General features: G+C 70.7%; 22 protein-coding genes. 15 read left to right on the top strand and 7 right to left on the bottom strand.

Annotated features, from left to right (window positions below; genetic code table 11):
• Nucleotides 1–3: 3 nt before the first annotated feature.
• Nucleotides 4–417, bottom strand: coding sequence for a glycine zipper domain-containing protein (locus QWZ14_RS06565; protein ID WP_290315830.1), 414 nt, complete (start codon nt 415–417; stop codon nt 4–6).
• Between the two features lie 170 nt (nt 418–587).
• Between QWZ14_RS06565 and QWZ14_RS06560 the strand changes: the two genes are divergently transcribed.
• From QWZ14_RS06560 to QWZ14_RS06520, 9 genes are all read left to right on the top strand, one after another.
• A complete protein-coding gene (locus QWZ14_RS06560) occupies nt 588–1,157 on the top strand; it encodes a chromate transporter (RefSeq protein WP_290315829.1) in 570 nt (189 codons plus the stop codon).
• The gene (locus QWZ14_RS06555) at nt 1,150–1,689 is read left to right on the top strand and encodes a chromate transporter (protein ID WP_290315827.1); all 540 of its coding nucleotides are present in this window, start codon (nt 1,150–1,152) and stop codon (nt 1,687–1,689) included. The genes QWZ14_RS06560 and QWZ14_RS06555 overlap by 8 nt, the downstream gene beginning before the upstream one ends.
• An 86-nt stretch (nt 1,690–1,775) precedes the next feature.
• A complete protein-coding gene (locus tag QWZ14_RS06550; RefSeq protein WP_290315826.1) occupies nt 1,776–3,842 on the top strand; it encodes a 3-hydroxyacyl-CoA dehydrogenase NAD-binding domain-containing protein in 2,067 nt (688 codons plus the stop codon).
• 123 nt (nt 3,843–3,965) lie between these two features.
• Nucleotides 3,966–5,168: an acyl-CoA dehydrogenase family protein gene (locus QWZ14_RS06545; protein ID WP_290315825.1), complete on the top strand. Its 1,203-nt coding sequence runs from the start codon at nt 3,966–3,968 to the stop codon at nt 5,166–5,168.
• A 5-nt stretch (nt 5,169–5,173) separates the two neighbouring features.
• Entirely contained in the window at nt 5,174–6,316 is a 1,143-nt protein-coding gene (locus QWZ14_RS06540; RefSeq protein WP_290315824.1) for an acyl-CoA dehydrogenase family protein, read from the top strand.
• Between the two features lie 163 nt (nt 6,317–6,479).
• The gene (locus tag QWZ14_RS06535) at nt 6,480–7,649 is read left to right on the top strand and encodes an ABC transporter substrate-binding protein (RefSeq protein ID WP_353959276.1); all 1,170 of its coding nucleotides are present in this window, start codon (nt 6,480–6,482) and stop codon (nt 7,647–7,649) included.
• A 9-nt stretch (nt 7,650–7,658) separates the two neighbouring features.
• Entirely contained in the window at nt 7,659–9,506 is a 1,848-nt protein-coding gene (locus QWZ14_RS06530) for an ABC transporter permease (protein ID WP_290315822.1), read from the top strand.
• Nucleotides 9,493–10,251, top strand: coding sequence for an ABC transporter ATP-binding protein (locus QWZ14_RS06525; protein ID WP_290315821.1), 759 nt, complete (start codon nt 9,493–9,495; stop codon nt 10,249–10,251). The genes QWZ14_RS06530 and QWZ14_RS06525 overlap by 14 nt, the downstream gene beginning before the upstream one ends.
• Nucleotides 10,252–10,953, top strand: coding sequence for an ABC transporter ATP-binding protein (locus QWZ14_RS06520; RefSeq protein ID WP_290315820.1), 702 nt, complete (start codon nt 10,252–10,254; stop codon nt 10,951–10,953).
• Nucleotides 10,954–11,035: 82 nt separating this feature from the next.
• On the opposite strand, the gene QWZ14_RS06515 is transcribed toward QWZ14_RS06520, so the two are convergent.
• Genes QWZ14_RS06515 through QWZ14_RS06505 form a run of 3 tightly spaced genes read right to left on the bottom strand, consistent with a single transcriptional unit; the run spans nt 11,036 to nt 14,139 of the window.
• The gene (locus QWZ14_RS06515) at nt 11,036–12,169 is read right to left on the bottom strand and encodes a zinc-dependent alcohol dehydrogenase family protein (RefSeq protein WP_290315819.1); all 1,134 of its coding nucleotides are present in this window, start codon (nt 12,167–12,169) and stop codon (nt 11,036–11,038) included.
• A 10-nt stretch (nt 12,170–12,179) separates the two neighbouring features.
• Entirely contained in the window at nt 12,180–13,139 is a 960-nt protein-coding gene (locus QWZ14_RS06510; protein ID WP_290315818.1) for a tripartite tricarboxylate transporter substrate binding protein, read from the bottom strand.
• 22 nt (nt 13,140–13,161) lie between these two features.
• Nucleotides 13,162–14,139: a tripartite tricarboxylate transporter substrate binding protein gene (locus QWZ14_RS06505; protein WP_290315817.1), complete on the bottom strand. Its 978-nt coding sequence runs from the start codon at nt 14,137–14,139 to the stop codon at nt 13,162–13,164.
• 139 nt (nt 14,140–14,278) lie between these two features.
• On the opposite strand from QWZ14_RS06505, the gene QWZ14_RS06500 reads away from it, so the two are divergent.
• From QWZ14_RS06500 to QWZ14_RS06475, 6 genes are all read left to right on the top strand, one after another.
• Entirely contained in the window at nt 14,279–14,833 is a 555-nt protein-coding gene (locus QWZ14_RS06500; RefSeq protein ID WP_290315816.1) for a type 1 glutamine amidotransferase domain-containing protein, read from the top strand.
• Between the two features lie 104 nt (nt 14,834–14,937).
• A complete protein-coding gene (gene ggt / locus QWZ14_RS06495) occupies nt 14,938–16,548 on the top strand; it encodes a gamma-glutamyltransferase (RefSeq protein ID WP_290315815.1) in 1,611 nt (536 codons plus the stop codon).
• Nucleotides 16,549–17,466: an ABC transporter permease gene (locus QWZ14_RS06490; protein ID WP_290315814.1), complete on the top strand. Its 918-nt coding sequence runs from the start codon at nt 16,549–16,551 to the stop codon at nt 17,464–17,466.
• The gene (locus tag QWZ14_RS06485; RefSeq protein ID WP_290315813.1) at nt 17,463–18,287 is read left to right on the top strand and encodes an ABC transporter permease; all 825 of its coding nucleotides are present in this window, start codon (nt 17,463–17,465) and stop codon (nt 18,285–18,287) included. The genes QWZ14_RS06490 and QWZ14_RS06485 overlap by 4 nt, the downstream gene beginning before the upstream one ends.
• The gene (locus QWZ14_RS06480) at nt 18,287–19,309 is read left to right on the top strand and encodes an ABC transporter ATP-binding protein (RefSeq protein WP_290315812.1); all 1,023 of its coding nucleotides are present in this window, start codon (nt 18,287–18,289) and stop codon (nt 19,307–19,309) included. Before QWZ14_RS06485 ends, QWZ14_RS06480 begins: the two co-directional genes overlap by 1 nt.
• Complete coding sequence (locus QWZ14_RS06475) at nt 19,306–20,247, top strand: ABC transporter ATP-binding protein (protein ID WP_290315811.1); 942 nt, start codon at nt 19,306–19,308, stop codon at nt 20,245–20,247. The genes QWZ14_RS06480 and QWZ14_RS06475 overlap by 4 nt, the downstream gene beginning before the upstream one ends.
• A gap of 51 nt (nt 20,248–20,298) precedes the next feature.
• On the opposite strand, the gene QWZ14_RS06470 is transcribed toward QWZ14_RS06475, so the two are convergent.
• The 3 genes from QWZ14_RS06470 to QWZ14_RS06460 form a co-directional block, all read right to left on the bottom strand.
• A complete protein-coding gene (locus tag QWZ14_RS06470) occupies nt 20,299–21,756 on the bottom strand; it encodes a calcium-binding protein (protein WP_290315810.1) in 1,458 nt (485 codons plus the stop codon).
• Nucleotides 21,757–21,918: 162 nt separating this feature from the next.
• Nucleotides 21,919–22,560: an MBL fold metallo-hydrolase gene (locus QWZ14_RS06465; RefSeq protein ID WP_290315809.1), complete on the bottom strand. Its 642-nt coding sequence runs from the start codon at nt 22,558–22,560 to the stop codon at nt 21,919–21,921.
• Between the two features lie 5 nt (nt 22,561–22,565).
• A complete protein-coding gene (locus tag QWZ14_RS06460; RefSeq protein ID WP_290315808.1) occupies nt 22,566–24,092 on the bottom strand; it encodes an ABC transporter substrate-binding protein in 1,527 nt (508 codons plus the stop codon).
• Nucleotides 24,093–24,190 lie beyond the last annotated feature (98 nt).

The following is a 24,190-nucleotide window of genomic DNA, read 5'->3' as shown; positions in this document are numbered from 1 at the left end:
TGGCTACCAGCGCGGCTGCGGCTCCGCATAGGGCCTGTCGGGGTAGGGTTCGTAGGACTGCGGCTGCTCGTAGGGCTGCTGGTACTGCGGCTGGTAGTCCGGCTGCTGGTATTGCGGCGGGTACTGGGACGGCTGGTATTGCGGCTGGGCGTAGTAGCCCTGCGCCGCCGCCGCATTGCGCTGATCGGCGGAATTGCCGAGCACGCCGCCCACCAGGGCCCCCGCCGCGGCGCCGCCGATCACCGCGCCCGGCCCGCGGCCGATGACCGCACCGAGCAGGCCGCCCGCCGCCGCGCCGCCGATGGCACCCGTCGCGGTACTGGAAGCCGGCGCGGCATAGTACGGCTGCGGCTCCACCACCACGCAGCCGCCCAGCGGAAGGACGGCCACGGCGGCCAGCCAGAACTTCGAGGTCATGCCGAGTTGTCTCCGATCCGCCGCCGTAACGCGCGGGGGCGGGGAAGGTCGCATCAGGCAACGGCGATGCGGTGGCGGCATGGCGATGGGGTGGCGGAAGCAAGGCCATGGCCTCGACACGCCGGGCGGATTGCCGGAGCATCGGTGCCTTGCCTAACCCAGGGGATTCGATGCCCGAGACACCCCTCCCCCCGGCCGCACCGCAGGCGGGGCTGGGCGAGATCCTGCGGGTCTTCACCAGCCTCGGCATGGCCAGCTTCGGCGGCGGGCTGGCGGGGTGGATGCACCGGGAGGTCGTCGAGAAGCGACGCTGGCTGAGCGAGGAGGGCTTCCTCGCCGGCGTCGCCCTGGGCCAGGTGCTGCCGGGGGCGAACAGCGTGAACCTGGCGCTCTATATCGGGCAGCAGCTGCGGGGCGTACCCGGAGCGGCCGCGGCCTTCCTCGGCATGCTGGGGCCGCCCTTCCTCTTCATCCTCGGGCTGGCCCTGCTCTATGGCTGGGGGGTGGGCTTCGCCGGCATGGGGGTGGTGCTGGGGGGCGTCGCCGCGGCGGGGCTGGCCAACTCGGCCTATACCGGGCTGCGGACGGCGCGGCACCTGCGGGGACTCGGCCCCTGGGCGGTGGCGGCCGGGACCTTCGCCGCGATAGGGCTGCTGCGGCTGCCGATGATCCCGGTGGTGCTGGTGGCGGCGCCGGCCAGCATCGGCCTCGCCTGGTGGCGGGAGACGCGGCGTGCCTGACCGCATCCTAGCGCTGCTGGCGGTCTTCGCGCCGCTGTCGCTGGTCTCGCTCGGCGGCGGGCCCTCGGTCTTCGCCGAGATGCAGCGCCAGGGCGTCGAGGTGCATGGCTGGCTGACCGCGGCGCAGTTCGTCGACCTCTTCGCCATCTCCCGCGCGGCGCCGGGGCCGGGGTCGCTGATCGCGGCGCTGATCGGCTGGGAGGCGGCGGGGTTCTGGGGCGCGCTGGCGGCGGCGCTCGGGCTCTATGTCCCCTCCTCCTGCCTGCTGCTGCTGGTCGGGCATTGGTGGCGGCGGCGCGGCGACAGCCCGCTGCGGCGGGTGATCGAGCGCGGGCTGGCGCCGATCGCGGTCGGGTTGATCTTCGCCGGGGTCTATACCCTGATCCGCGCCGATGGCGCCGGCTGGCTGGAGGTCGCGACGCTTCTGGTCTGCACCCTGGCCTTGTGGCGCGGCGCCAGCCCCTATCTGGTGATGGGGGTGGTCGCGCTGCTCTACACCGGCCTGCTGCAGGGCGGCGCGATCGGCCGATAGCAAGCTATCTAGTCGTGTTGACAGCGGTCGGGGCCGGCAACAGGATGCGCCGCCGATCGCACCATGAAGCAAACGAGGACCGTCCAATGGCCCAAGGCCCCCAATTCGTCGAGCATGCCCGGGACGGGGATGTGCATGTCGTCCGCATCGCCAATGCGCCAGTCAACACGCTGCGGACCGAGGTGCGGGCCGGGCTGATGGCCGGGCTCAAGGCGGCCGCCGGGGCCAAGGCCGTGGTCATCATCGGCTCGGGGCGCAATTTCAGCGCCGGCGCCGAGATGACCGAATTCGGCAAGCCGCGGGTCGCGCCGTCCCTCACCGATGTCTTCGATGCGATCGAGGCCTCGCCGGTGCCGGTCGTGGCCGCGATCCATGGCAATGCGCTCGGCGGCGGGCTGGAGCTGGCGCTCGCCTGCCATGCCCGCGTCGCCGCCCCCGGCGCCCAGGTCGGCCTGCCCGAGGTGAAGCGCGGCTTCGTGCCCGGCGCCGGCGGCACCCAGCGGCTGCCGCGGATGATCGGGCTCGAGGCGCTGAAGATCATCGTCGGCGGCGAGCCGGTGACCGCCGAGCAGGCGGTGAAGATGGGCTTCGTCGACGCGGTGGTGACCGGCGACCTCGAGAAGGCCGCGGTCGACTGGGCGCGGGCCAATGCCGGCAAGTCCTTCACCCTGGCGCGCAACCGCCAGGACAAGATCGGCGGCTACGACGCGACCGCCTTCGATGCCGCGGTGAAGCCGCTGCTGGCGCGCGCGCGCGGCCAGGAAAGCCCCAAGGGCTGCGTCGAGGCGGTGCGGGCCGCCTTCACCCTGCCCTTCGAGGAGGGCATGAAGGTCGAGCGCGACCAGTTCCAGCGGCTGGTCGCCGGCGAGCAGAGCCAGGCGCTGCGGCACATCTTCTTCGGCGAGCGCGAGGCGCAGCGCGTCACCGACCTGCCGGCCGATACCAAGCCGCTGACGGTGAACAAGCTGGTGGTCATCGGCGGCGGCACCATGGGCGGCGGCATCGCCATGTCGGCGGCGAATTTCGGCCTGCCCGTGACCATCGTCGAGACCTCGGAGGAGGCGCTGCAGAAGGGCCTCGAGCGCTGCGCGCAGAACTGGCAGCGCAGCGTCACCTCCGGCCGCATGTCCCAGGCCGAGGTCGACAAGCGCAAGTCGCTGCTCACCGGCAGCACCGATTTCGAGGGCACCGTCGGTCAGGCCGACCTCGTCATCGAGGCGGTGTTCGAGAACATGGCGGTGAAGAAGGAAGTCTTCGCCCGGCTGGACAAGGCGGCCCGTCCCGGCGTGGTGCTGGCCTCCAATACCTCGACGCTCGACATCGACGAGATCGCCTCGGCCACCGCGCGGCCCGAGCTCGTCATCGGGATGCATTTCTTCAGCCCGGCCAATGTCATGCGGCTGCTGGAGAACGTGCGGGGGACCAAGACCGGCTATCCTGCCATCGCCACCGCGACCGAGATCGGCAAGCGGATCGGCAAGCTGCCGGTGCTGGTCGGCAATTGCGACGGCTTCGTCGGCAACCGGATGACCGGCAAGCGCGGCCCGCAGGTGGAGAAGCTGCTGCTGGAGGGCTGCCTGCCGGCCGACATCGACCGGGTGATGGAAGCCTACGGCATGGCGATGGGGCCGCTGGCGACGGGCGACCTCGCCGGGCTCGATATCGGCATGGCGGTGCGCAAGGCGCGCGGCACCGTGGCGCCGATCGCCGATGCGGTCTGCGCGCAGGGGCGCTTCGGGCAGAAGACCGGCAAGGGCTGGTACAACTACGACGAGAACCGCAAGCGCATCCCGGCGCCGGAGGTCGAGGCCATCATCCTCGACGTCGCCGAGAAGATGCAGGTGCGGCGCCGCACGATCGACGACCAGGAAATCCTCGAACGCCTCCTGCTGCCGATGGTGAACGAGGGGGCGCGCATCCTCGAGGAAGGCGTCGCCGCGCGGGCGATCGATATCGACGTGATCTTCTGCAACGGCTTCGGCTGGCCGGCCTTCCGCGGTGGCCCGATGTTCTGGGCGGACCGGATGGGGCTGAAGGCGGTGCGCGACAAGCTGGCGCATTATGCCGAGGCGACGGGCGACCGGAACATGGAGCCTTGTGCGTTGATCGAGAAGCTCGCTGCCGAGGGCGGGAGCTTCGCCAAAGGCAAGTGAAGGTTGGGGAGAAGGTATTCTCCCCAAGCCCCTCATCTATTTCTATAAGTTAACTAATAAAAATAGAGGAGGGTGCGGGAGGATACTTCCTCCCGTGCTTTCTTCTCCCAGAAGGAGCCCCCCATGGACCTCCGCTTCACCGACGCCGAGATCGCCTTCCGCCAGGAAGTCCGCGACTTCATCGCCAAGGAACTTCCCGCCGAGACTCGGGCCCGCATGGTCGCCGGCCGCAGCCCCACCAAGGCCCAGGTGGTCGAGTGGCAGCAGAAGCTGAACAGCCGCGGCTGGGCTGCGCCGGAATGGCCGAAGGAGGCCGGCGGCCCCGGCTGGACGCTGGCCCAGCGCTACATCTTCCGCGAGGAGCTGCAGCAGGCCCCGGCCCCCTCCCCGCTCGGCTTCAACATCAACATGTGCGGCCCGGTCATCATCGAGTTCGGCACCGAGGAGCAGAAGAAGAAGTTCCTGCCGCGGATGCTGAACCTCGACGATTGGTGGTGCCAGGGCTTCTCCGAGCCGGGCGCCGGCTCCGACCTCGCGGGCCTCAAGACCCGCGCGGTGAAGGAGGGCGACCACTGGGTGGTGAATGGCCAGAAGACCTGGACCACCCTGGCGCAGCACGCCGATTGGATCTTCCTGCTGGTCCGCACCGACCCCGCGGCGAAGAAGCAGGAGGGCATCTCCTTCCTGCTCTGCGACATGAAAACGCCGGGGATCACCGTCCGCCCGATCATCACCATCGAGGGCGGGCATGAGGTCAACGAGGTCTTCTTCGACGACGTGAAGGTGCCGCTCGAGAACCTGGTCGGCCAGGAGAACCGCGGCTGGGATTGCGCCAAATTCCTGCTCGGCAACGAGCGCTTCGGCCAGGCGCGCGTGGGTGCGAGCCGCGAGCGCATCCGCCGCCTGAAGCTGATCGCGCAGGAGAGCATGGACGGCGGCGAGCCGCTGATGAACGACCCCGACTTCCGCCGCAAGGTGACGGAGATCGAGGTCGAGCTGAAGGCGCTGGAGATGACCGTCATGCGCGTCATCGCCACCGAGACCAAGCGGAAGGACAAGAAGCCGGACCCCGCCACTTCGGTGCTGAAGATCAAGGGCACCGAGATCCAGCAGATGTGCTCCGAGCTGCTGATGAAGGCGGCCGGGCCCTATGCCTGGGTCGATGGCGACCCGGACGAGGAAGAGGGCAGCAACGACGTGGACGTGGCGCCCGACTGGGCCTTCGGCCTCGCCGGCGTCTACTTCAATTGGCGCAAGCAGAGCATCTACGGTGGGTCGAACGAGATCCAGCGGAACATCATGGCCAAAGCATTCCTGGGGCTCTGAGACACATGGACTTCGACCTGACGGAAGAGCAGCGCCTCCTCCAGGACAGCGTGGCGCGCCTGCTCGGCGACAAGTACGGCTTCGAGCAGCGCAAGGCCTACATGAAGACCCCCGACGGCTGGAGCCGGGAGATCTGGGCGCAATATGCCGAGCTCGGTTTGCTGGGGTTGCCCTTCGCCGAGGATGAGGGCGGCTTCGGTGGCGGCCCGGTGGAGACCTTGCTGGTCGCGGAGCAGCTCGGCCGCGCCATCACCCTCGAGCCCTGGCTGAGCACGGTGGTGATCGGCGGCGGCTTCCTCCGCAACGGCGCTTCCGCCGCGCTGCGCAGCAAGCTGGTGCCGCAGGTCGCGGCCGGCGAGCTGCTGCTGGCCTTCGCCCAGGCCGAGCGGCAGTCCCGCTACGATTTGTTCGACGTGCAGACCACGGCGAAGAAGGACGGCGACGGCTGGGTCATCACCGGCCGCAAGGGCTACGTGGTGCATGGTGATTCCGCCGATACGCTGATCGTCACCGCCCGCACCGCCGGCGGGGCGCGGGACCGGAAGGGCGTCGGCGTCTTCCTGGTGGATGCCAAGGGGCCGGGCGTGCAGCGCCGCGGCTACCGCACCGTGGACGGCCAGCGGGCGGCGGAGGTCGAGTTCTCCGGCGCGCGGGCGACCGCGGTGCTGGGCAACCCCGAGGACGGGCTGCCGCTGGTCGACCAGGTGGTGGACGAGACCATTGCGGCGCTCGCCGGCGAGGCGGTGGGCGCCATGCAGGTCGCCCATGACATGACCATCGACTACATGAAGACGCGCCAGCAGTTCGGCCGGCCCATCGCCTCCTTCCAGGCGCTGCAGCACCGCGCGGCGGATATGCTGGTGGCGCTGGAGCAGGCGCGGTCGATGTCCTACTACGCCGCGATCTCGGCCGAGGAGCGCAACCCGGCCGAGCGGCGCAAGGCGATGGCCGCGGTGAAGGTGCAGATCGGCCGCTCGCAGCGCTTCGTCGGCCAGCAGTCCATCCAGCTGCATGGCGGCATCGCCATGACCATCGAGTATGCCTGCGGCCATTACTTCAAGCGGCTGACGGTGAACGACGCGATGTTCGGCGATGCCGACCACTACGTCCGCTTCCTGGCCGATACCGGCGGGCTGGTCGCGGCCTGAGGCAACGCCTGGGCGAGGCCGCGGCCTCGCCCGGGATTAGCAAATTCCGTTTGCACAATAACGGCTGGTGGGCTTCCATGCGGCCTTCGCAGCTGCAGCGATACCGGGGGCTTGCATGACGGAACGGGCGATCGGGCGCCGCCATATTCTGGCAGGCGCTGGCATGGCATTGGCGGCACCGCGCATTGGCAACGCCCAGGCGGCCGGGCCCATCCGCATCGGCGAGATCAACAGCTACACCGCCCAGCCGGCCTTCCTGCAGCCCTATCGCAACGCCTGGACCCTGGCGCAGGAACAGGTGAACGCCGCCGGCGGCATCAACGGCCGGCCGATCGAGACGGTCTTCCGCGACGACGCCGGCCGGCCCGAGGATGCGGTGCGCCTCGCCGGGGAGCTGGTGAATGCGGAGAAGGTGAGCCTGCTGGCGGGTGGGTTCCTGTCCAACGTCGGGCTGGCGCTCGGCGACTTCGCCAACCAGAACAAGAAGCTCTTCGTCGCCAGCGAACCGCTGACCGATGCGCTCGTCTGGGCGCGCGGCAACCGCTACACATTCCGGCTGCGGGCCAGCACCTACATGCAATCCGCCATGCTGGTCGAGGAAGCCGCCAAGCTGCCGGCCAAGCGCTGGGCGACGGTCGCGCCGAACTACGAATACGGCCAGTCCGCCGTGCGCTGGTTCAAGGAGTTGCTGACCAAGGCCCGGCCTGACGTCAGCTTCGTCGCGGAGCAATTCCCCGCCCTCGGCCGGATCGATGCAGGGGCCACGGTGCAGGCGCTGGCGGCGGCCAACCCCGAGGCGATCTTCAACGTCACCTTCGGCGCCGACCTCACCAATTTCGTCCGCCAGGGCAGCACCCGCGGGCTGTTCGAGCGCCGCCGCGTCGTCTCCCTGCTGACCGGCGAGCCGGAATACCTCGACCCGCTGGGCGACGAGGCGCCGGAGGACTGGATCGTCACCGGCTATCCCTGGGACCAGATCGACACGCCGGCGCATACCCCCTTCCGCGATGCCTACCGGAAGCGTTGGAACGACTACCCCCGGCTCGGCAGCGTGGTCGGCTACGACACGGTCATGGCGATCGCGGCGCTGCTGAAGAAGGCGCCCGCGCTGGAGACCGAGCCGCTGGTCGATGCCATGGCGGGGCTGCAATTCCAGTCGGTGCTCGGGCCGGTGGAATTCCGCGCCATCGACCACCAATCCACCATGGGGGCCTTCGTCGGCCGCACCGTGCTGAAGAACGGCAAGGGCGCGATGGCCGATTGGCGCTATGCCGATGGGAAGGACTACCTGCCCGCGGATGAGGTGGTGCGGACGCTGCGGCCCCAGGCGTAACACGCGACCTTGGAGAACCTGGTCCTCCAGGCCCTCAGCGGCCTGGCGAGCGCCTCCTCGCTCTTCCTCGTGGCCTCCGGGCTGACCGTCATCTTCGGGGTCAGCCGCGTGGTCAATTTCGCCCATGGCTCGCTCTACATGCTGGGCGCCTATCTCGCCTGGACCCTGGTGACCAGCCTGCCGCGCGGGCATCTCGGCTTCTGGGGCGGGGTGCTGGGGGCGGCGGTGCTGGTCGGGCTGATCGGGCTGGTGGTGGAGGTGCTGCTGCTGCGGCGCATCTATCGGGCGCCGGAGCTCTTCCAGCTGCTGGCGACCTTCGGCGTGGTGCTGATCGTGCAGGACCTCGCGCTGCTGACCTGGGGCGCGCAGGACCTGCTGGGTCCGCGGGCGCCGGGGCTGCGCGGCAGCACCGAGATCCTCGGCCTGCGCTTTCCGCTGTACGAGCTGTTCCTAATCGGGGTCGGGCCGGTGGTGCTCGGGCTGCTGTGGCTGCTCTTCCACCGCACGCGCTGGGGCACGCTGGTGCGGGCGGCGACGCAGGATAGGGAGATGGTGGGGGCGCTCGGCGTCAACCAGCGGATGCTGTTCACCTCGGTCTTCTTCCTCGGCAGCCTGCTCGCCGGGCTCGGCGGCGCGCTGCAGCTGCCGCGGGAGAGCGTGAACCTGCACATGGACCTCTCGATCATCACCGAGGCCTTCGTGGTCGTGGTGGTGGGCGGGCTCGGCAGCCTCTCGGGCGCGGCGCTGGCGGCGCTGCTGATCGGGGAGCTGCATGCCTTCGGCATCCTGATCGTGCCGAAGATCACACTGGTGCTGGTCTTCCTGGTGATGGCGATCGTGCTGGTGGTGCGGCCGCATGGGCTGCTCGGCAAGCCGGAGGCGGCGGCGCGCGGCGGCCAGGGCAGTGCGGAACCCTTGGTCGGGCCGGCGCCGGCGGCGCTGAGGTGGGCGGCGCTGGCGGCGGCGCTGCTGGCGGTGGCGGTGCCGCCCTTCCTCGGCGACTACGGGATCAGCGTGCTGACGGAGATGGCGATCTTCGTGCTGTTTGCCGCCAGCCTGCACCTCATCATGGGACCGGGCGGCATGGCGAGCTTCGGGCATGCGGCCTATTTCGGCCTCGGCGCCTATGGGGCGGCGCTGGCGGCGCAATGGCTCGGCGCGCCGATGCTGGCGGGGCTGGCGATCGCCCCTGTCATGGCCGGCATCTTCGGCCTGGTCTTCGGCTTCTTCTGCGTGCGGCTTTCCGGCGTCTACTCGGCGATGCTGACGCTCGCCTTCGCGCAGATCGCCTGGTCGGTCGCCTTCCAATGGGTGGAGGTGACGGGGGGCGACAACGGCATCCTCGGCGTCTGGCCGGATGCCTGGGCGGCGCCGAAGCTGGTCTACTACTACCTGGCGCTGGGGCTCTGCCTAGGCGCCACGCTGCTGCTGCGGCGGGTCATCCATGCGCCCTTCGGCTACGCCCTGCGGGCGCAGCGGGACAGCAGCCTGCGGGCCGAGGCGATCGGCATCGATGCCTTCCGCATCCGCTGGCTGGGCTTCGGCCTCGCCGCCGCGGCGGCGGGCGTCGCCGGCGGGCTGTTTGCCTATGGCAAGGGCAGCGTCTTCCCGACCTATATGGGCATCCCCCGCAGCGTCGATGCGCTGCTGATGGTGCTGCTGGGCGGGGTGCAGACGCTCAGCGGGCCGATCGTCGGGGCGCTGGCCTTCACCGGGCTGCAGGAACAGCTGGTGCGGCTGACCGATCTCTGGCGGCTGGTGCTGGGCTGCGTCATCGTCGCGCTGGTGCTGTTCTTCCCGCAGGGGCTGGCGGGGGCGGCCCGGGCCCGCTGGGAGGCATCGCGTGGCGACGCTTGAGGTCGAGGGGCTGGCCAAGAGCTTCGGCGGCGTGCGCGCCGTGCAGGGTGTCTCCTTCACGGTGCAGCCGGGCGAGATGCTGGCGCTGATCGGCCCCAACGGCGCCGGGAAATCCACCTGCTTCAACATGCTGAACGGCCAGCTGCGGCCGGATGCGGGGGTGGTGAAGCTGCTGGGCCGGCCCATCACCGGGCTGGCGCCGCGGGCGGTGTGGCGGCTCGGCGTCGGGCGGACCTTCCAGATCACCGCGACCTTCGGCTCCATGACCGTGCTTGAGAACGTGCAGATGGCGCTGCTGTCGCACCAGCGGCGGCTCGGCGGGTTGTGGCGGCCGGTGGCGCGGATGGACGCGGCGCCGGCCCGGGCGCTGCTGGAGCGCCTCGGCATGGCCGAGCAGGCGGCACGGCCCTGCGGCATCCTCGCCTATGGCGACCTGAAGCGGGTGGAGCTGGCGATCGCCCTGGCGAATGCGCCGAAGCTGCTGCTGATGGACGAGCCGACCGCGGGCATGGCGCCGCAGGAGCGGGTGGCGCTGATGGCGCTGACCGCCGCCATCGCGCGGGAGAGCGGCATCGCGGTGCTCTTCACCGAACACGACATGGACGTGGTCTTCGCCCATGCCGACCGCATCCTGGTGCTCGACCGCGGCGCGCTGATCGCCGAGGGGGCGCCGGCCGCCGTGCGGGCGGACCCGCGGGTGCGGGAGGTCTATCTCGGCTCCGGCGCGGTGACGGGGGCGCATTAGATGCTGCAGGTCACCGGCCTCTCGGCGCATTACGGGCGGGCGCATATCCTCGACGGCGTGGCGCTGGAGGTGGCGGCGGGCGAGGTCGTCGTGCTGCTTGGGCGCAATGGCGCGGGCAAGTCGACCACGATGAAGGCCATCATGGGCCTCGTGCCGCCGAGCGGGGGGCAGGTGTGCTTCGCGGGCGCCGAGATCGCCGGGTGGGAGCCGTTCGAGATCGCCCGCCTCGGCCTCGGCTACGTGCCGGAGGAAAGGCGGATCTTCACGGGTCTCACCGTGATGGAGAATCTGGAGGTCGGGCGGCGGCCTGCCGGGCCGGGGCAGCGGGCCTGGACGCCGGAGCGGTTGTTCGAGCTGTTCCCGAGCCTCGGCGCCATGCGGGACCGGCCGGGCGGGCGGATGAGCGGCGGCGAGCAGCAGATGCTGACCATCGCCCGGACGCTGATGGGCAATCCCAGGCTTGTCTTGCTCGATGAGCCGAGCGAGGGGCTGGCGCCGGTGATCATCGAGCGGATGGCGAGGGCGATCGGCCGGCTGAAGGCGGAGGGGCTGGCGATATTGCTCTCGGAGCAGAACCTGCATTTCGCCCAGGCGGTGAGCGACCGGGCGACCATCATCGAGAAGGGGCGGATCCGCTGGAGCGGGACGATCCCGGAGTTGATGGGGGCGGAGGCGGTGCGGGAGCAGTACTTGTCGGTGTAGGTAGCCTGAAGGGGCCTTGCCCCTTCAGGCTACCCCACCAAAGGCCGGAGGGCCTTTGGAGACCATCGGTCTGCTGCCCGGCCTAGCCGTTCGGCCGCAGCACCTGGCGCAGCACGTTGCCATCCGCCAGCCGGTCGAAGCCGGCGTTGATCTCGGACAGCGGCAGGCTGCCCGACTTCAGCCGCTCCACCGGCAGCTTGCCGCGCTTGTACATGCCGAGGAAGCGCGGGATGTCGCGCTCCGGCACGCAGCTGCCCATGTAGCTGCCGAGGATGGATTTCTCGTCGCCCACCAGCCCGGCATGCATGTAGCTGAAATTGGCGCCCTGGGCCGGCAGCCCGGCGCTGACCACGCTGCCGCCGCGGGCGGTGACGGCATAGGCGAGCTCCATCGCGCGGATGTTGCCCGCGGTTTCGATGACGGTATCGACCCCGCCATCGGTGGCCGCCTTGATCTGCTCGACCACATCCTTGTCGGTGGCGAGGAAGGTATCCGTCGCGCCCCATTGCCGGGCGAGGCCGAGCTTCTCCGGGCTGGTGTCGATCGCGATGATCCGCTCCGCCCCGCCGGCGACGGCCGCGAACAGCGCATTCATGCCGACCCCGCCGAGGCCCAGCACGGCGATGGTATCGCCCGCCCGCATCCCCGCGGTGTTCAGCACCGCCCCGGCACCGGTCATGACCGCGCAGCCGAAGATGGCGGCATCGTCGAGCGGCACGGCCGGGTCGATCTTTACCGCCGAGCGGCGGCCGACCACGGCGTATTGCGCGAACAGCGACAGCCCGCTGCCGTGGTTGATAGGCGTGCCGTCCAGCCGGCTGATCCGCTTGGCCCCCGAGAGCAGCGTCCCCGCCGCGCGCGCCGCATTGCCGACGTTGCAGATGTTCGGCCGGCCCCGCACGCAGTTGCGGCAGACCCCGCAGGAGGCGACGAAGACGGTGATGACGTGGTCGTCCCGCTTCAGGTCCGTCACCCCCTGGCCGACCTCGCGCACGATCCCCGCCCCCTCGTGGCCGATGACCACGGGCAACGGCCGCGGCCGGATGCCCTCGATGGCGGAGAGGTCGGAATGGCAGAGCCCGGCGGCGGCGACCTCGATCAGCACCTCGCCGGGCCCGGGGCCCTCGAGGTTCACCTCCTCGATGACCAGGGCGTTGCTGCTGGCATAGGGGCGCGGCAGCCCCTGCTGGTACATGATGGCGGCCTGCATGCGCATGAGGCGGGTCCTATTCGATGTGGATATTGGCCGCGCGGGCCACTTCGGTGTTGATGGCGATCTCGCGCGGGATGCGGGCGCGGAATGCCGCCGGCCCCTCGCCTTCCACCACGCCGCCGCTCTCCTCGATCCGGGCGATGACGTCGGGGCGTTGCAGCAGGCCCTGCACGTCGGCGACGATGCGGTCGAGAAGCGGGGTGGGCAGCCCGGCGGGGGCGACGAAGCTGTACCAGGGCGAGGTGTCGCGGATCGGGAAGCCGGCCTCCGCCATGGTCGGCACCTCGGGGAAGACCTTGGACCGCCGCGGCGCGGCGATGGCGAGCGGCCGCAGCTTGCCGTCGCGGGCCAGGGCGATGACGCCGGAGAGCGTCGAGAAGGTGATCGGCACCCGGCCGCCGATGACGTCCTGCACAGCCGGCATGGCGCCGCGATAGGGCACGTGGGTGAGTTCCACGCCGGCCGCGCGCATGAACATCTCGGTGGCGAAGTGGCCCGAGGTGGCGACGCCGGAGGAGGCCGCGGCCATGCCCGGCCGGCGCTTCGCCGCCTCCACCACGTCGCGCACCGTCCGGTAGGGCTGGTCCGGCCCGGTGAACAGCACGGTCGGCGAGGAGTAGATGACCACGATCGGGGTGAAGTCGCGGATGGTATCGTAGGGCAGCCGCGAGAAGACCGCCGGGTTGGTGGTCAGGTTGCTGGTGCAGAGCATCAGCGTGTAGCCGTCGGGGGGTGATTTCACCACCGCCTCGGCGGCGATCATCTGGCTGGCGCCGGGGCGGTTCTCGATCACCAGCGGCTGGCCCCAGAGCTGCTGCAGCGGGTCCTGCAGGATGCGGGCGGCGAAATCGGTCGGGCCGCCGGCGGGGAAGCCGACCAGCAGGCGCACCGGGCGGTCCGGCCAGGCACCCTGGGCATGCGCTGCCACCGGCAGCAGGGCGGCGGCGGCGAGCGAGCGGCGGGTCAGCATCATCCTGGACCTCCCTGATGGTTTCTCATTCGGCCTTGATGTCGGCGGCGCGGGCGATGGCGGTCCAGCGGCCGATCTCGGCGCGGTAGCGGGCGGTGAAGGCGGCCGGGCCCTCGGCCAGCGGAATGGCGGCGCTGTCGAGGAAGCGCTGGCGGATCTCAGGCCGGGCCAGCAGCCCGGCGATGTCGTCGGCGATCTTCTGCTGGATCGGCGCCGGGGTCCCGGCGGGGGCGATGATGCCGTACCAGCCATTGGTATCCGCCACGTCGAAGCCGGCCTCGACGAAGGTCGGCACCCCCGGCAGGCTCTCGATCCGGTCGGGCCCGGAGACCGCGATCGGCCGCAGCTTGCCGTCGCGCAGCAGGGCGATGGCGCCCGACAGCGTGCTGAAGGTGATGGCGACGCGGCCGCCGACGACATCGGCCAGCGCCGGCGGCGCGCCGCGATAGGCGACCGGGGTGATGTCGATGCCGGCGGCAAGCCTGAAGACCTCGCCGGCGAAATGCCCGGGCGAGCCCATGCCGGAGACCGCATAGGCCATCCCCGGCTGCGCCTTGGCCGCGGCGACGACATCGGCCAGCGTGTGCAGCTTCGTCTCCGGCCCGGTGAAGAGCACCGTGGGCGAGACATAGATCAGCACCACCGGCGCGAGATCGGCCAGGCTGTCGAAGGGCATCTGCGGCTGGATCGCCGGGTTGATGGTATTCGGGCTGTTGCCGAGCAGCAGCGTGTAGCCGTCGGGCGCGGCGCGGGCGACGGCCTCGGAGCCGATGATGCCATTGGCGCCGGCGCGGTTCTCGATCACCAGCGGCTGGCCCCAGAGCGCCTGGAGATGCGGCTGCAGCAGCCGGGCGGCGAAATCGGTCGGGCCGCCGGCGGGATAGCCGATGACGAGGCGCACCGGACGCTCGGGCCAGCCGCCCGGCCCCTGGGCCCTGCCCGGCCCGGCCGCCGCCAGGGCCAGCGCGGCCGTCCCCGCCAGCATCCCGCGTCTCTCGATCATCCGTTTCCCCGCCATCGCCTGGCTTGCGCCGTTTGCCGGACGATCCGCCGTGCGACGGATGCCGTCAAGCGAAGGGGGGCGGCGCAACCCGGGCCGGGGGGCGCCGTTGTCGCGGCCATCCGGCAAGCAGGAGATTGCAATGGCAGGCGAATTGAACGGGCGCTCGGTCGCGGTCCTGGCCACCGACGGGGTGGAGCAGGTGGAGCTGACCGAGCCGGTGAAGGCGCTGAAGGCGGCCGGGGCGAAGGTCGTCGTGGTCGCGCCGAAACCCGGCACCATCCAGGGCTGGAACCACATGGACAAGGGCGATGCCATCCCGGTGGACCAAGCGCTCGACCAGGTGGATCCGGCGGGCTTCGACGCTCTGCTGCTGCCGGGCGGCGTGGTGAACCCGGACCAGCTGCGGCTGGAGCCGAAGGCGATCGACTTCATCCGCCACTTCGTGCAGGCGAAGAAGCCGATCGCGGCGATCTGCCACGGCCCCTGGACCCTGATCGACGCCGGCGGGGTCAGCGGCCGGCGGATGACGAGCTGGCCTTCGCTGAAGGCCGATCTCGGCAATGCCGGGGCGCAGTGGGAGGACAGCGAGGTGGTGACCGACCGCGGCCTGGTCACCTCGCGCAAGCCGGATGACATCCCGGCCTTCAACCGCAAGATGATTGAGGAATTCGCCGAGGGCCGCCACGACCGCTGAGGCGGCACCGGGGGGCGCCGGCCGAGGGCGCCCTGGCCTCGGCTTCGGCGCTTCCCCGGGCGGGCGGTCCGTGCTGGTGTGACGGCTCCCGAGGGAGCCTCGCCATGTACCCGACCCTGCGTTCCCACCGTCCGCTGCTGATGGGCCGCAACGGGGCGGTGGCGACCAACCATCCGGTGGCGACCCAGGCCGGACTCGACGTGCTGCGGGCCGGCGGCACGGCGATGGATGCGGCGGTCGCCGTCTCCCTCACCCTCGGCGTGGTCGAGCCGCATATGTCGGGTCTCGGCGGCGACGGCTTCTTCCACGTGCATGTGCCGGGGCGCCCGGGCTTCTGCGTGAATGCGACCGCGGCGGCGCCGGCGGCGGCGACCGCCGAGCGGTATCGTGCGGCGGGCGGCGTGCCGGTGGCCGGGCCGCTCAGCATCCAGACGCCGGGGCTGCTGGCCGGGCTGGCGCTGCTGCATGCCGGGCATGGCACGATCCCCTGGGCCCGGCTGGTGGCCCCTGCCGAGGCGGCGGCGCGGGACGGCTTCGCCGCGACCCATGCCTTCCGGCATTTCGCCGGCGACAACCTCGGCCGGCTGCGGCCGGATGCCGGCAGCGCCGCGCGCTTCCTGGCGGCGGGCGAGGCCCCTGCCCTGGGTGCCCTGGTGGTGCAGCCGGAACTGGCGGAGACCCTGGGCGGGATCGCCCGCGACGGGGCCGAGGGCTTCTACCGCGGCGCGCTGGCCAAGCGGCTGGCGGCCGGCATCGCCGCGGCGGGCGGGCTGGTGGCCGAGGCGGATCTCGCCGCCTGCACGGCCGAGCTGCAGGCGCCGATCATTGTGCCCTACCGCGGCTTCGAGGTGCGGCAGACCGGGCCGAATTCCACCGGCTTCACCTTCCTGCAGATGCTGCGGATCATCGAGCGCTTCGACCTGGCGGCGCTGGGCCGGGACAGCGCGGCGCTGATCCACCTGCTGGTGGAGGCGAAGAAGCGGGCCTTCCTCGACCGCGAGGCGCATGGCACGGACCCGCGGGCGCGGGCGGTGCCGCTGGAGCGGCTGCTCTCGGCCGAGCATGCCGCGGCGCATGCGGCGGCGATCGACTTCCGGCGCGCCGCCGACCTGCCGGTGCGGCCGATGGCCGAGGGCGACACGACCTATTTCTGCGTGGTCGACCGGGCGGGCCATGCCGTCTCGGCGATCCAGTCGATCAACTCGGCCTTCGGCAGCGGGGTGACGGCGGGGGATACCGGCGTGCTGATGAACAACCGCATGGCCTATTGGCACCTGGACGAGGGGCATGCGAACCGGCTGCGGCCGGGGCAGCGGGTGCGGCACACGATGAATGCGCCGATGGTCTTCCGCGACGGGAAGCTCTGGGGCGCCTTCGGCACGCCCGGGGCGGACAACCAGGTGCAGGTCAACCTGCAGATCCTGGTGGGCATGGCGGATTTCGGCCTGGATCCGCAGCAGGCGGTGGAAGCGCCGCGCTGGACCAGCAGCCAGCCGGGCCAGGCGGCGAACTACCCGCATGGCGGGGATGCCGTGCTGACCATGGAGGCCGGGCTGGCCGCGGCGGCGCCGGGGCTGGAGGCGCTGGGGCATAGGGTCAAGCTGGTGCCGCCGCTGGAGGGGGCCTGCAGCGTGGCCGCCATCCGGGTGCTGGAGAACGGGGTGCGGGCGGCGGGCAGCGATCCGCGGCGGGATGGCTGGGCGGGGGCCCATTAGGTGCTGAAATTCGCGCTGCGGCGGTTGGTGCTGGCGCTGCTGGTGGCGCTGACGGTGATGACCCTGAGCTTCGCCCTCACCCGGGTCTCCGGCGATCTCGCCATCTCCATCGCCGGAGCCTCGGCGACCGAGCAGGATGTGGCGCTGATCCGCCACGCCTACGGGCTGGACCGGCCGCTGGCGGTGCAGTTCCTCGACTGGGTCGGGCGCGCCGCAGTGGGCGACTTCGGCGAGAGCTATTTCTTCAAGGCGCGGGTTTCCGACCTGATCCTCGAGCGGATGCCGATCACCCTGACGCTCGGCCTGACCGGGCTGGCGATCGCGCTGGTGGTCTCCATCCCGCTCGGCGTGCTGGCGGCGGTGCGGGAGAACAGCTGGATCGACCGGCTGGTGCAGCTGTTTGCCATGATCGGCCAGGCGATGCCGAGTTTCTGGCTGGGGCTGATCCTGATGATCACCCTCGGGCTGAACCTCGGCTGGCTGCCCATTTCGGGGACGGGGTCGTGGCAGCATTACGTCATGCCGGGGATCGTGCTGGCGTTTTCCGCCATCCCGGCGCTGACGCGGCTGACCCGCAGCGGCATGATCCAGGCGCTGGGCTCGGATTACATCCGCACGGCGCGGGCCAAGGGGCTGTCGCGGCTGTCGATCCTGGGGAAGCATGCGCTGCGCAACGCGGCGATCCCGGTGGTCTCGATCGCGGCGGTGCAGCTCGGCTTCATGCTGGGCGGGTCGATCGTGATCGAGACGGTCTTCGCGCTGCATGGCGTGGGCTTCCTCGCCTGGGAGAGCATCAGCAAGAACGACTTCCCGGTGGTGCAGGCGGTGGTGCTGGTCCTCGCCCTGATCTACATCGCGCTGACCATGGCGGCGGATCTGCTGAACGGGCTGCTCGACCCGCGGCTGCGCGCGCAATGAGAAAGGCGGGGCTGATCCTCGGCGGGATCATCATTGGCATCGTCCTGGTCTGCGCGGTCTTCGCGCCCTGGATCATGCCGCAGGATCCCTTCGCCCAGGACCTCGACAACCGGCTGGCGGTGCCCTTCTGGATGGAGGGCACGAAGCCGGGATACTGGCTCGGCACCGACGGGATCGGGCGGGACTACCTCTCGCGGCTGATCTACGGGGCGCGGATCTCGCTGCTGATCGGGCTGCTGACGGTGGTGACCTCGGGGGCGATCGGCATCACCCTCGGCGTGGTCGGCGGCTTCTTCGGCGGCCGCGTCGATGATGCGGTCCTGTTCGCCATCACCTGCCGGCTGGCGATCCCGGTGGTGCTGGTGGCGCTGGCCGTGGTCGGGCTGCTGGGGTCGAGCCTGACCTTGGTTATTCTCGTGCTGGGGCTGCTGCTCTGGGACCGCTTCGCCGTCGTGGCGCGGTCCACCACCATGCAGGTGCGCAACCTCGATTACGTCGCGGCGGCCTGGGCGGCGGGGTGTTCGACGCCGCGGATATTGCTGGCCGAGGTGCTGCCGAACATCGCCAGCCATCTGGCCGTGGTGGCGACCCTGGAGATGGCGCTGGCGATATTGCTGGAGGCGACCTTGAGCTTCCTCGGCCTCGGGGTGCCGCCGCCCCTGCCCTCCTGGGGGCTGATGATCGCGGAGGGGAAGGACTACATGTTCTTCTCTCCTTGGGTGATCTTCATTCCCGGCGTGGCGCTGTTCGTGCTGGTGATCGGCATCAACCTGCTGGGCGACGGGCTGCGCGACCTGCTGGGGACGGGGGATACGCGGTGATGGCGTCCGATCGTGGAGCGCCGCAGGCGCGGAGCGTGAATCGGCCGCCGCCAGAGGCAAAGTCACTGCTGGAAATCGAGGGGCTGCGGGTCACCTTCGGGCAGACGGCGGCGGTGCGCGGCGCCTCCTTCAGCGTGGCGCGGGGGGAGACGCATTGCGTCGTCGGCGAGAGCGGCTGCGGCAAGTCCGTCACGGCGCTGGCGGTGATGGATCTGCTGGTGCAGGGCGCGCAGCGAAGCGCGGACCGCCTGCAGTTCGGCGGGGAGGATCTGCTGACCCTGCCGGCCAAGCGCATGGCGGCGCTGCGGGGCGACCGCATGGCGATGATCTTCCAGGAGCCGATGACCAGCCTGAACCCGGCCTATACCATCGGCTCGCAGATGGCGGAGGTCTTCACCCGGCATCGCGGCGGCGGCCGGGCGGCGGCGCTGGAGCGGGCGGCGGGCTTGCTGGGCCGCGTCGGCATCACCGCGCCGGGGATGCGGCTGGGGCAGTTTCCGCACCAGCTCTCGGGCGGGCTGCGGCAGCGGGTGATGATCGCCATGGCGCTGATGTGCGACCCCGAGCTGCTGATCGCGGATGAGCCGACGACGGCGCTGGATGTCACGGTGCAGGCGCAGATCCTGCGGCTGCTGGCGGAGTTGCAGCGCGACTTGGGGCTGGCGATCCTGCTGATCACCCATGACCTCGGCATCGTCGCACGGATCGCCGACAAGGTGAGCGTGATGTATGCGGGCGAGGTAGTGGAGAGCGGGGCGACGGCGCCGATCTTCGCCGCGCCGTCGCATCCCTATACCCGCGGGCTGCTGCGCTGCGTGCCGGTGCCGGGCAAGGTGAAGCGGGACGAGCTGCTCGGCAGCATCCCCGGCGTGGTACCGCGCATCCCGCCGGGTTTTGTCGGCTGCGGCTTCCGCGACCGCTGCGAGCATGCGGTGGCCGGGTGCGCGGCGCCGGTGCCGCGGCAGAATGCGGGGGGTGGGCATGAGTATCTCTGCCGCCTGGCGCCGGGATGGGCGGCATGAGCGGGCCGGCGATCGAGGTGCGGGGGCTGCGGCGGGTCTTCCGCGTGGGCGGCGGGCTGCTGGGGCGGGACCGGGAGGTCGTCGCGGTCGACGATGTCTCCTTCAGCGTGCCGAAGGGCGGCGTGCTGGGGGTCGTCGGGGAATCCGGCTGCGGCAAGTCGACCCTGGCGCGGGTGATTTTGGGGCTGCTGCCGCCAACCGCCGGTGAGGTGCTGGTCGAGGGGCAGCGGCTGGACACGATGGACCGGCGGGCGCGGGCGCGGCTGATCCAGCCGGTGTTCCAGGACCCCTTCGCCTCGCTCAATCCGCGGCGGCGCATCCGCGACATCGTGGCGATGCCGCTGGAGGCGCAGGGGGGCATCGGGCGGCGCGAGGTGGAGGCGCGGGTCCTCGAGATGCTGGGGCGGGTGGGCCTGTCCGCCGAGCAGGCGGGGCGGTATCCGGCGCAGCTCTCGGGCGGGCAGCGGCAGCGGGTGGCGATCGCGCGGGCGCTGGTGCTGCGGCCGCGCATCGTCATCTGCGACGAGCCGACGTCGGCGCTGGATGTCTCGGTGCAGGCGCAGATCCTGAACCTGCTGGCGCAGTTGCGGCGGGAACTGGATCTGACGTTGCTGTTCATCAGCCACAACCTGGCGGTGGTGGAGCATGTGGCGACGGAGGTGGCGGTGATGTACCTCGGGCGCATCGTCGAGCGGGGCGAGGCGGATGCCCTGTTCCGGGCGCCGCGGCATCCCTATACGCGGGCCCTGCTGGCGAGCGTGTTGACGCCGGAGCCCGGGCTTGGCGTGCCCGACGTGGGCCTGGGGGATATCCTGCCGGACCCGGCGAATATCCCCCCCGGCTGCCGCTTCCACCCGCGTTGCCCCGTGGCGGAACCTCGCTGCGCGACGGACGTCCCGCAACGCGGCGCCGTCGAATGCCTGCTCGCGGCGGACTAATAAAAATAGAAGGGGGCTTGGGGGGATACCTCCCCCCAAACCTTTCTTCCCTTACGCGATCACGAAATCCGCCGCCGACACCCCCGCCGGCTTCGTCGTCAGCACGGCGAAGTTCAATAGATCATCGCGCGAGCCGCCATCCGCATCGAAGAAGAGGTTGCCGGTGTCCGCGTCGTAGAGGATGCGGTCATCGGCGGATTCGGCGGCGGAGAGCAGGGCGAAGGATTCCGCCGCCAGCACGCCGGCGGGCAGGCCCTGGAAGATCCGGCCGTCGAGCTGGATGGTGTCGTCGGCCGCGACGAAGTCGACGAGGCTGTCCGGGCTGGTGTCGCAGGTGTTGAAGACGAAGGTATCGGCGCCGCCGCCGCCAAGCACGGAATCCTGGCCGGCGCCGCCGGTCAGAGTATCGTTGCCGGCGCCGCCGACGAGGAAGTCACGGCCGCTGCCGCCGGTGACGGCATCGTCGCCCATGCCGGCGTTGACGTAGTAGGCCTCATCGTCGCCGCCGTGGTCGATGACGTCGTTCGCCATGGTGCCGAGCTGGACCGCCTCGAACTGATCGCCGCGCTGGGTGCCGGCGACCAGGTCGCGGACGTCGAAGGTGGAGCCGGCCGTCGCCTTGAAGGTGATGCCCTCGTCGTCGAAGCGGCTGATGGGGCCGGCCAAGCCATCGGCGCCGTCCTCCATCTGGAAGCGGACCGCGAGGCCGCCATCCTGGTTCAACATGGTGCCGGCGTCGTTGGCGTTGCCATTGCCGACCTCGGCGCTGGTGAAGGTCAGGCGGATCTGCTCGCCGTGACCGTGCTTCACCAGGACCGTGTCGTCGCCGGCGCCGAGGTCGATGACATCGGCCCCGTCGCGGGAGGGCTTGAAGACGGCGGTGTCGTTGCCGGCGCCGCCAAGCAGGGAATCATCGCCGCGGCCGCCCTTGAGCCAATCGTCGCCGGCGCCGCCGACGAGGAAATCATTGCCCTTGCCACCGGTCAGGCTGTCGTTGCCCATGCCGGCGTTGATGTAATAGGCCTCGCGGCTGCCGCTGACGTCGGTGCGGTCGTCCTTGGCGGTGCCGAGGGTGACGGCGTCGAACTGGTCGCCGCGCTGGGTGCCGGCGACGAGGTCCCGCACGTCGAAGGTCAGGCCGGGGCTGGCCGACTTGAAGGTGATCCCCTCATCGTCGAAGCGGCTGATGGGACCGGTCAGGCCATCGGCGCCGTTCTCGGCCTGGAGCCGGACGGCGAGGCCGCCATCCTGGTTGGCCATGGTGTTGGAATCGAGCGGGTTGCCGTTGCCGACCTCGGCGCTGGTGAAGGTCAGGCGGACCTGCTCGGCCGAGCCCTTCACCAGGACGGTGTCCTCACCCTTGCCGAGGTCCTGGCTGGTGGCGGCGTCCCGGGTGACGTCGAGGCGGGCCACATCATTGTGGCCGCCGCGCCAGAGTCCGGCCAGCGGCGCCTTGGCATGCTGCAGGAACTCGGCGATCGGGGCGAAGTCGAAATGCTTCCAGGCCATGCTGATGCTCTCTCCCAATATGACGCGCCTCGCGGCGCGTCGCATGGGTTACGAACAGGCAATCCGGACGGATGCGCAACCAGCGGGAATTTCACTGAACTCCGGCCGAGCCGAAGGTCGCGCATGATCGGTCATGTTACAGCGCGTTTACGCGCGCCGGCCTCAGCCCTGCAGGAAGGGGTTCCGCTGCCTCTCATGCCCCAGGGTCGAACCCGGCCCATGGCCGCAGAGGAAGGAGATGTCGTCGCCGAGCGGCAGCAGCTTGCCGTGGATGGCCGCGAGCAGCGCCGCGTGGTCGCCATAGGGGAAGTCGGTGCGGCCGATCGAGCCGCGGAAGACCACGTCGCCGACCACCGCCAGGCGCAGCGCCTCGCTGACGAAGACGACGTGTCCCGGGGTGTGGCCGGGGCAGTGCAGCACGGCGAATTCCTCGCCGGCGATGCTGACCGCATCGCCTTCGGCCAGCCAGCGGTCGGGCGTCACGTTGCGGGCGGTGATGCCGTATTTGGCGCCCTGGGCCTCGAGACCCTCGAGCAGGAAGGCGTCGCGCCGGTCCGGGCCGATGATCGGCGGCGCGTCGGGCAGCGCGGCCTTGAGTTCGGCGGCGCCGCCGGCATGGTCCATGTGGCCATGGGTCAGCAGGATCGCCTCGATGCCGAGCTTGAGCTCGGCGACGGCGGTGAGGATGCGCTCCACCTCGCCGCCGGGGTCGATGACCACGCCGCGCAGGGTGACGTCGTCCCAGAACAGCGAGCAATTCTGCTCGAAGGGGGTGACCGGGATGATCGCGGCTTTCAGCGCCATGCGGCCTATTTCCATTTCGCCAGGTAGAACCGCGGGAGCTCGTCCCGGTACGGCCTGAAGTCGAGCTGCCGGCTGAAGCCGTAGATGGTGACGTAGGTGTGCAGCGGCAGCCAGTAGGCGTTCTCGGTGATGCGGCGGATGGCGGCGCTGTAGGCGGTCTTGCGGGTGGCCTCGTCGGTGGTGGCGCCGCCCTCGAGGATCAGCTTCTGCAGCTCCGGGTCGCGGGTGTAGTCCTCCGAGCCGCCGCCGAACATGACCGGCAGCACGGCGGAGACGTCGTTGATCGAATAGCTGCCCCAGCTGCCCATGTACAACGGGTTGCGCCCCTCCCAGGCCCGCTGCACCGCGGCGGCGACCTGCATCTGGTTCACCTTGGCGCGGATGCCGACGGCGCCGAGGTAGCTCTGCACCGAGGCGGTCCATTGCGGGGTGACGTAGCTGACCAGCTCCATCTCGAAGCCGGCGGCGAAGCCGGCCTCGGCCAGCAGCGCGCGCGCCTTGGCGGGATTGTAGTCGTACAGCACCGCGGCCGCGGCGTCGCAGCCGAACTGCGAGGGGTAGCAGGGCGCGGCGGGCACGCGGGAGCCGCCGGTGATGAGGCGGGTGGCGATGGTCTCGCGGTCGATCGCATGCCAGATCGCCTGGCGGACCTTGAGGTTGGTCAGCGGGTTGCCGGACCCGCTGCGGCCGGCGGCGTCGATCGAGAGGTAGCCGATGCGCATCGATTCCTGGCGCACCGCCTGGACCATCGGCAGGCGGTTGATGTTCTCGTACTGGTCGGGGTTGACGTTCCAGACCCAGTCGGCGCGGCCCGAGAGCAGCTCCGTCATCTCGGTCGTCGCGTCGGGGACGAAGCGGACGTGCAGGCGGCGGATCGCCGGGCGGCCCTTCGGGCTGCCGGCCCAGTACTCCTCGAAGCGCTCGTACTCGACGCTGGCGCCGGGCTCGAATTTGGTGATCCGGTACGGGCCGGAGCCGACGGGGGCCTTGGTATAGGCCTCCGGCCCGACCCGCTGGCGATAGGCCGCGGGGTAGATCGGGATGACGAGCGCGAAGTATTCGAGCGCGGCGGGCGTCGGCTGCTTCAGGTTCACCCGGACCTTGAAGTCGTCGATCTTCTCGGCGTTGGCGATCCAGGAGAAGTTGCTGGGCGTCGCCACCCGGCTTTCCGGGTTGCTGGCGAGGTTCAGCGTATAGACCACGTCATCGGCGGAGAAGGCGCTGCCGTCGTGGAACTTCACGCCGCGGCGGAGGGTGAACTCGAGCTGCTTGGGGTCGACCCAGCGCCATTCGGTGGCCAGCAGCGGCTTCAGCTCGAAGGTCTCGGGGTCGCGGTGGACCAGCGTGTCCCAGGCCTGGTGCGCCTGCACGAGGCCGGTGCGGAGCGAGTTGTAGTAGGGGTCGATGTTCGGCAGGGCGAAGCGGTCGACGATCCGCAGCGTGTCCTGCGCCTTCTGCGCCGCCGCCTGCTGCCCGAGGGCGAGGCCCGCCGCCGTGCCGGCGCCCGCTAGCAGCATATCCCGTCGCAGCATGCCCCCATCTCCCGCTTGCCCGGAGCGAGGCTAGGGCAGCCGCCCCGGTGGCAGCAAGCCGCGGCGCGGCAGGCGGGCTGGACGGGCCGCGCCGCGCC

The organism is Paeniroseomonas aquatica (assembly GCF_030409335.1).
GTDB lineage: Bacteria > Pseudomonadota > Alphaproteobacteria > Acetobacterales > Acetobacteraceae > Belnapia > Belnapia aquatica.
This window is presented reverse-complemented; position numbering and strand designations above follow the sequence as displayed.

Bases quoted from the DNA above. Each gene is read 5' to 3' on its own strand.
- QWZ14_RS06470 (WP_290315810.1), bottom strand. From the start codon at position 21,756: ATGGCCTGGAAGCATTTCGACTTCGCCCCGATCGCCGAGTTCCTGCAG.
- ggt (WP_290315815.1), top strand. From the start codon at position 14,938: ATGTACCCGACCCTGCGTTCCCACCGTCCGCTGCTGATGGGCCGCAAC.
- QWZ14_RS06510 (WP_290315818.1), bottom strand. From the start codon at position 13,139: ATGATGCTGACCCGCCGCTCGCTCGCCGCCGCCGCCCTGCTGCCGGTG.
- QWZ14_RS06565 (WP_290315830.1), bottom strand. From the start codon at position 417: ATGACCTCGAAGTTCTGGCTGGCCGCCGTGGCCGTCCTTCCGCTGGGC.
- QWZ14_RS06485 (WP_290315813.1), top strand. From the start codon at position 17,463: ATGAGAAAGGCGGGGCTGATCCTCGGCGGGATCATCATTGGCATCGTC.
- QWZ14_RS06535 (WP_353959276.1), top strand. From the start codon at position 6,480: ATGGCATTGGCGGCACCGCGCATTGGCAACGCCCAGGCGGCCGGGCCC.
- QWZ14_RS06475 (WP_290315811.1), top strand. From the start codon at position 19,306: ATGAGCGGGCCGGCGATCGAGGTGCGGGGGCTGCGGCGGGTCTTCCGC.
- QWZ14_RS06545 (WP_290315825.1), top strand. From the start codon at position 3,966: ATGGACCTCCGCTTCACCGACGCCGAGATCGCCTTCCGCCAGGAAGTC.
- QWZ14_RS06540 (WP_290315824.1), top strand. From the start codon at position 5,174: ATGGACTTCGACCTGACGGAAGAGCAGCGCCTCCTCCAGGACAGCGTG.
- QWZ14_RS06505 (WP_290315817.1), bottom strand. From the start codon at position 14,139: ATGATCGAGAGACGCGGGATGCTGGCGGGGACGGCCGCGCTGGCCCTG.
- QWZ14_RS06480 (WP_290315812.1), top strand. From the start codon at position 18,287: ATGGCGTCCGATCGTGGAGCGCCGCAGGCGCGGAGCGTGAATCGGCCG.
- QWZ14_RS06500 (WP_290315816.1), top strand. From the start codon at position 14,279: ATGGCAGGCGAATTGAACGGGCGCTCGGTCGCGGTCCTGGCCACCGAC.
- QWZ14_RS06560 (WP_290315829.1), top strand. From the start codon at position 588: ATGCCCGAGACACCCCTCCCCCCGGCCGCACCGCAGGCGGGGCTGGGC.
- QWZ14_RS06550 (WP_290315826.1), top strand. From the start codon at position 1,776: ATGGCCCAAGGCCCCCAATTCGTCGAGCATGCCCGGGACGGGGATGTG.
- QWZ14_RS06520 (WP_290315820.1), top strand. From the start codon at position 10,252: ATGCTGCAGGTCACCGGCCTCTCGGCGCATTACGGGCGGGCGCATATC.
- QWZ14_RS06465 (WP_290315809.1), bottom strand. From the start codon at position 22,560: ATGGCGCTGAAAGCCGCGATCATCCCGGTCACCCCCTTCGAGCAGAAT.
- QWZ14_RS06515 (WP_290315819.1), bottom strand. From the start codon at position 12,169: ATGCGCATGCAGGCCGCCATCATGTACCAGCAGGGGCTGCCGCGCCCC.
- QWZ14_RS06460 (WP_290315808.1), bottom strand. From the start codon at position 24,092: ATGCTGCGACGGGATATGCTGCTAGCGGGCGCCGGCACGGCGGCGGGC.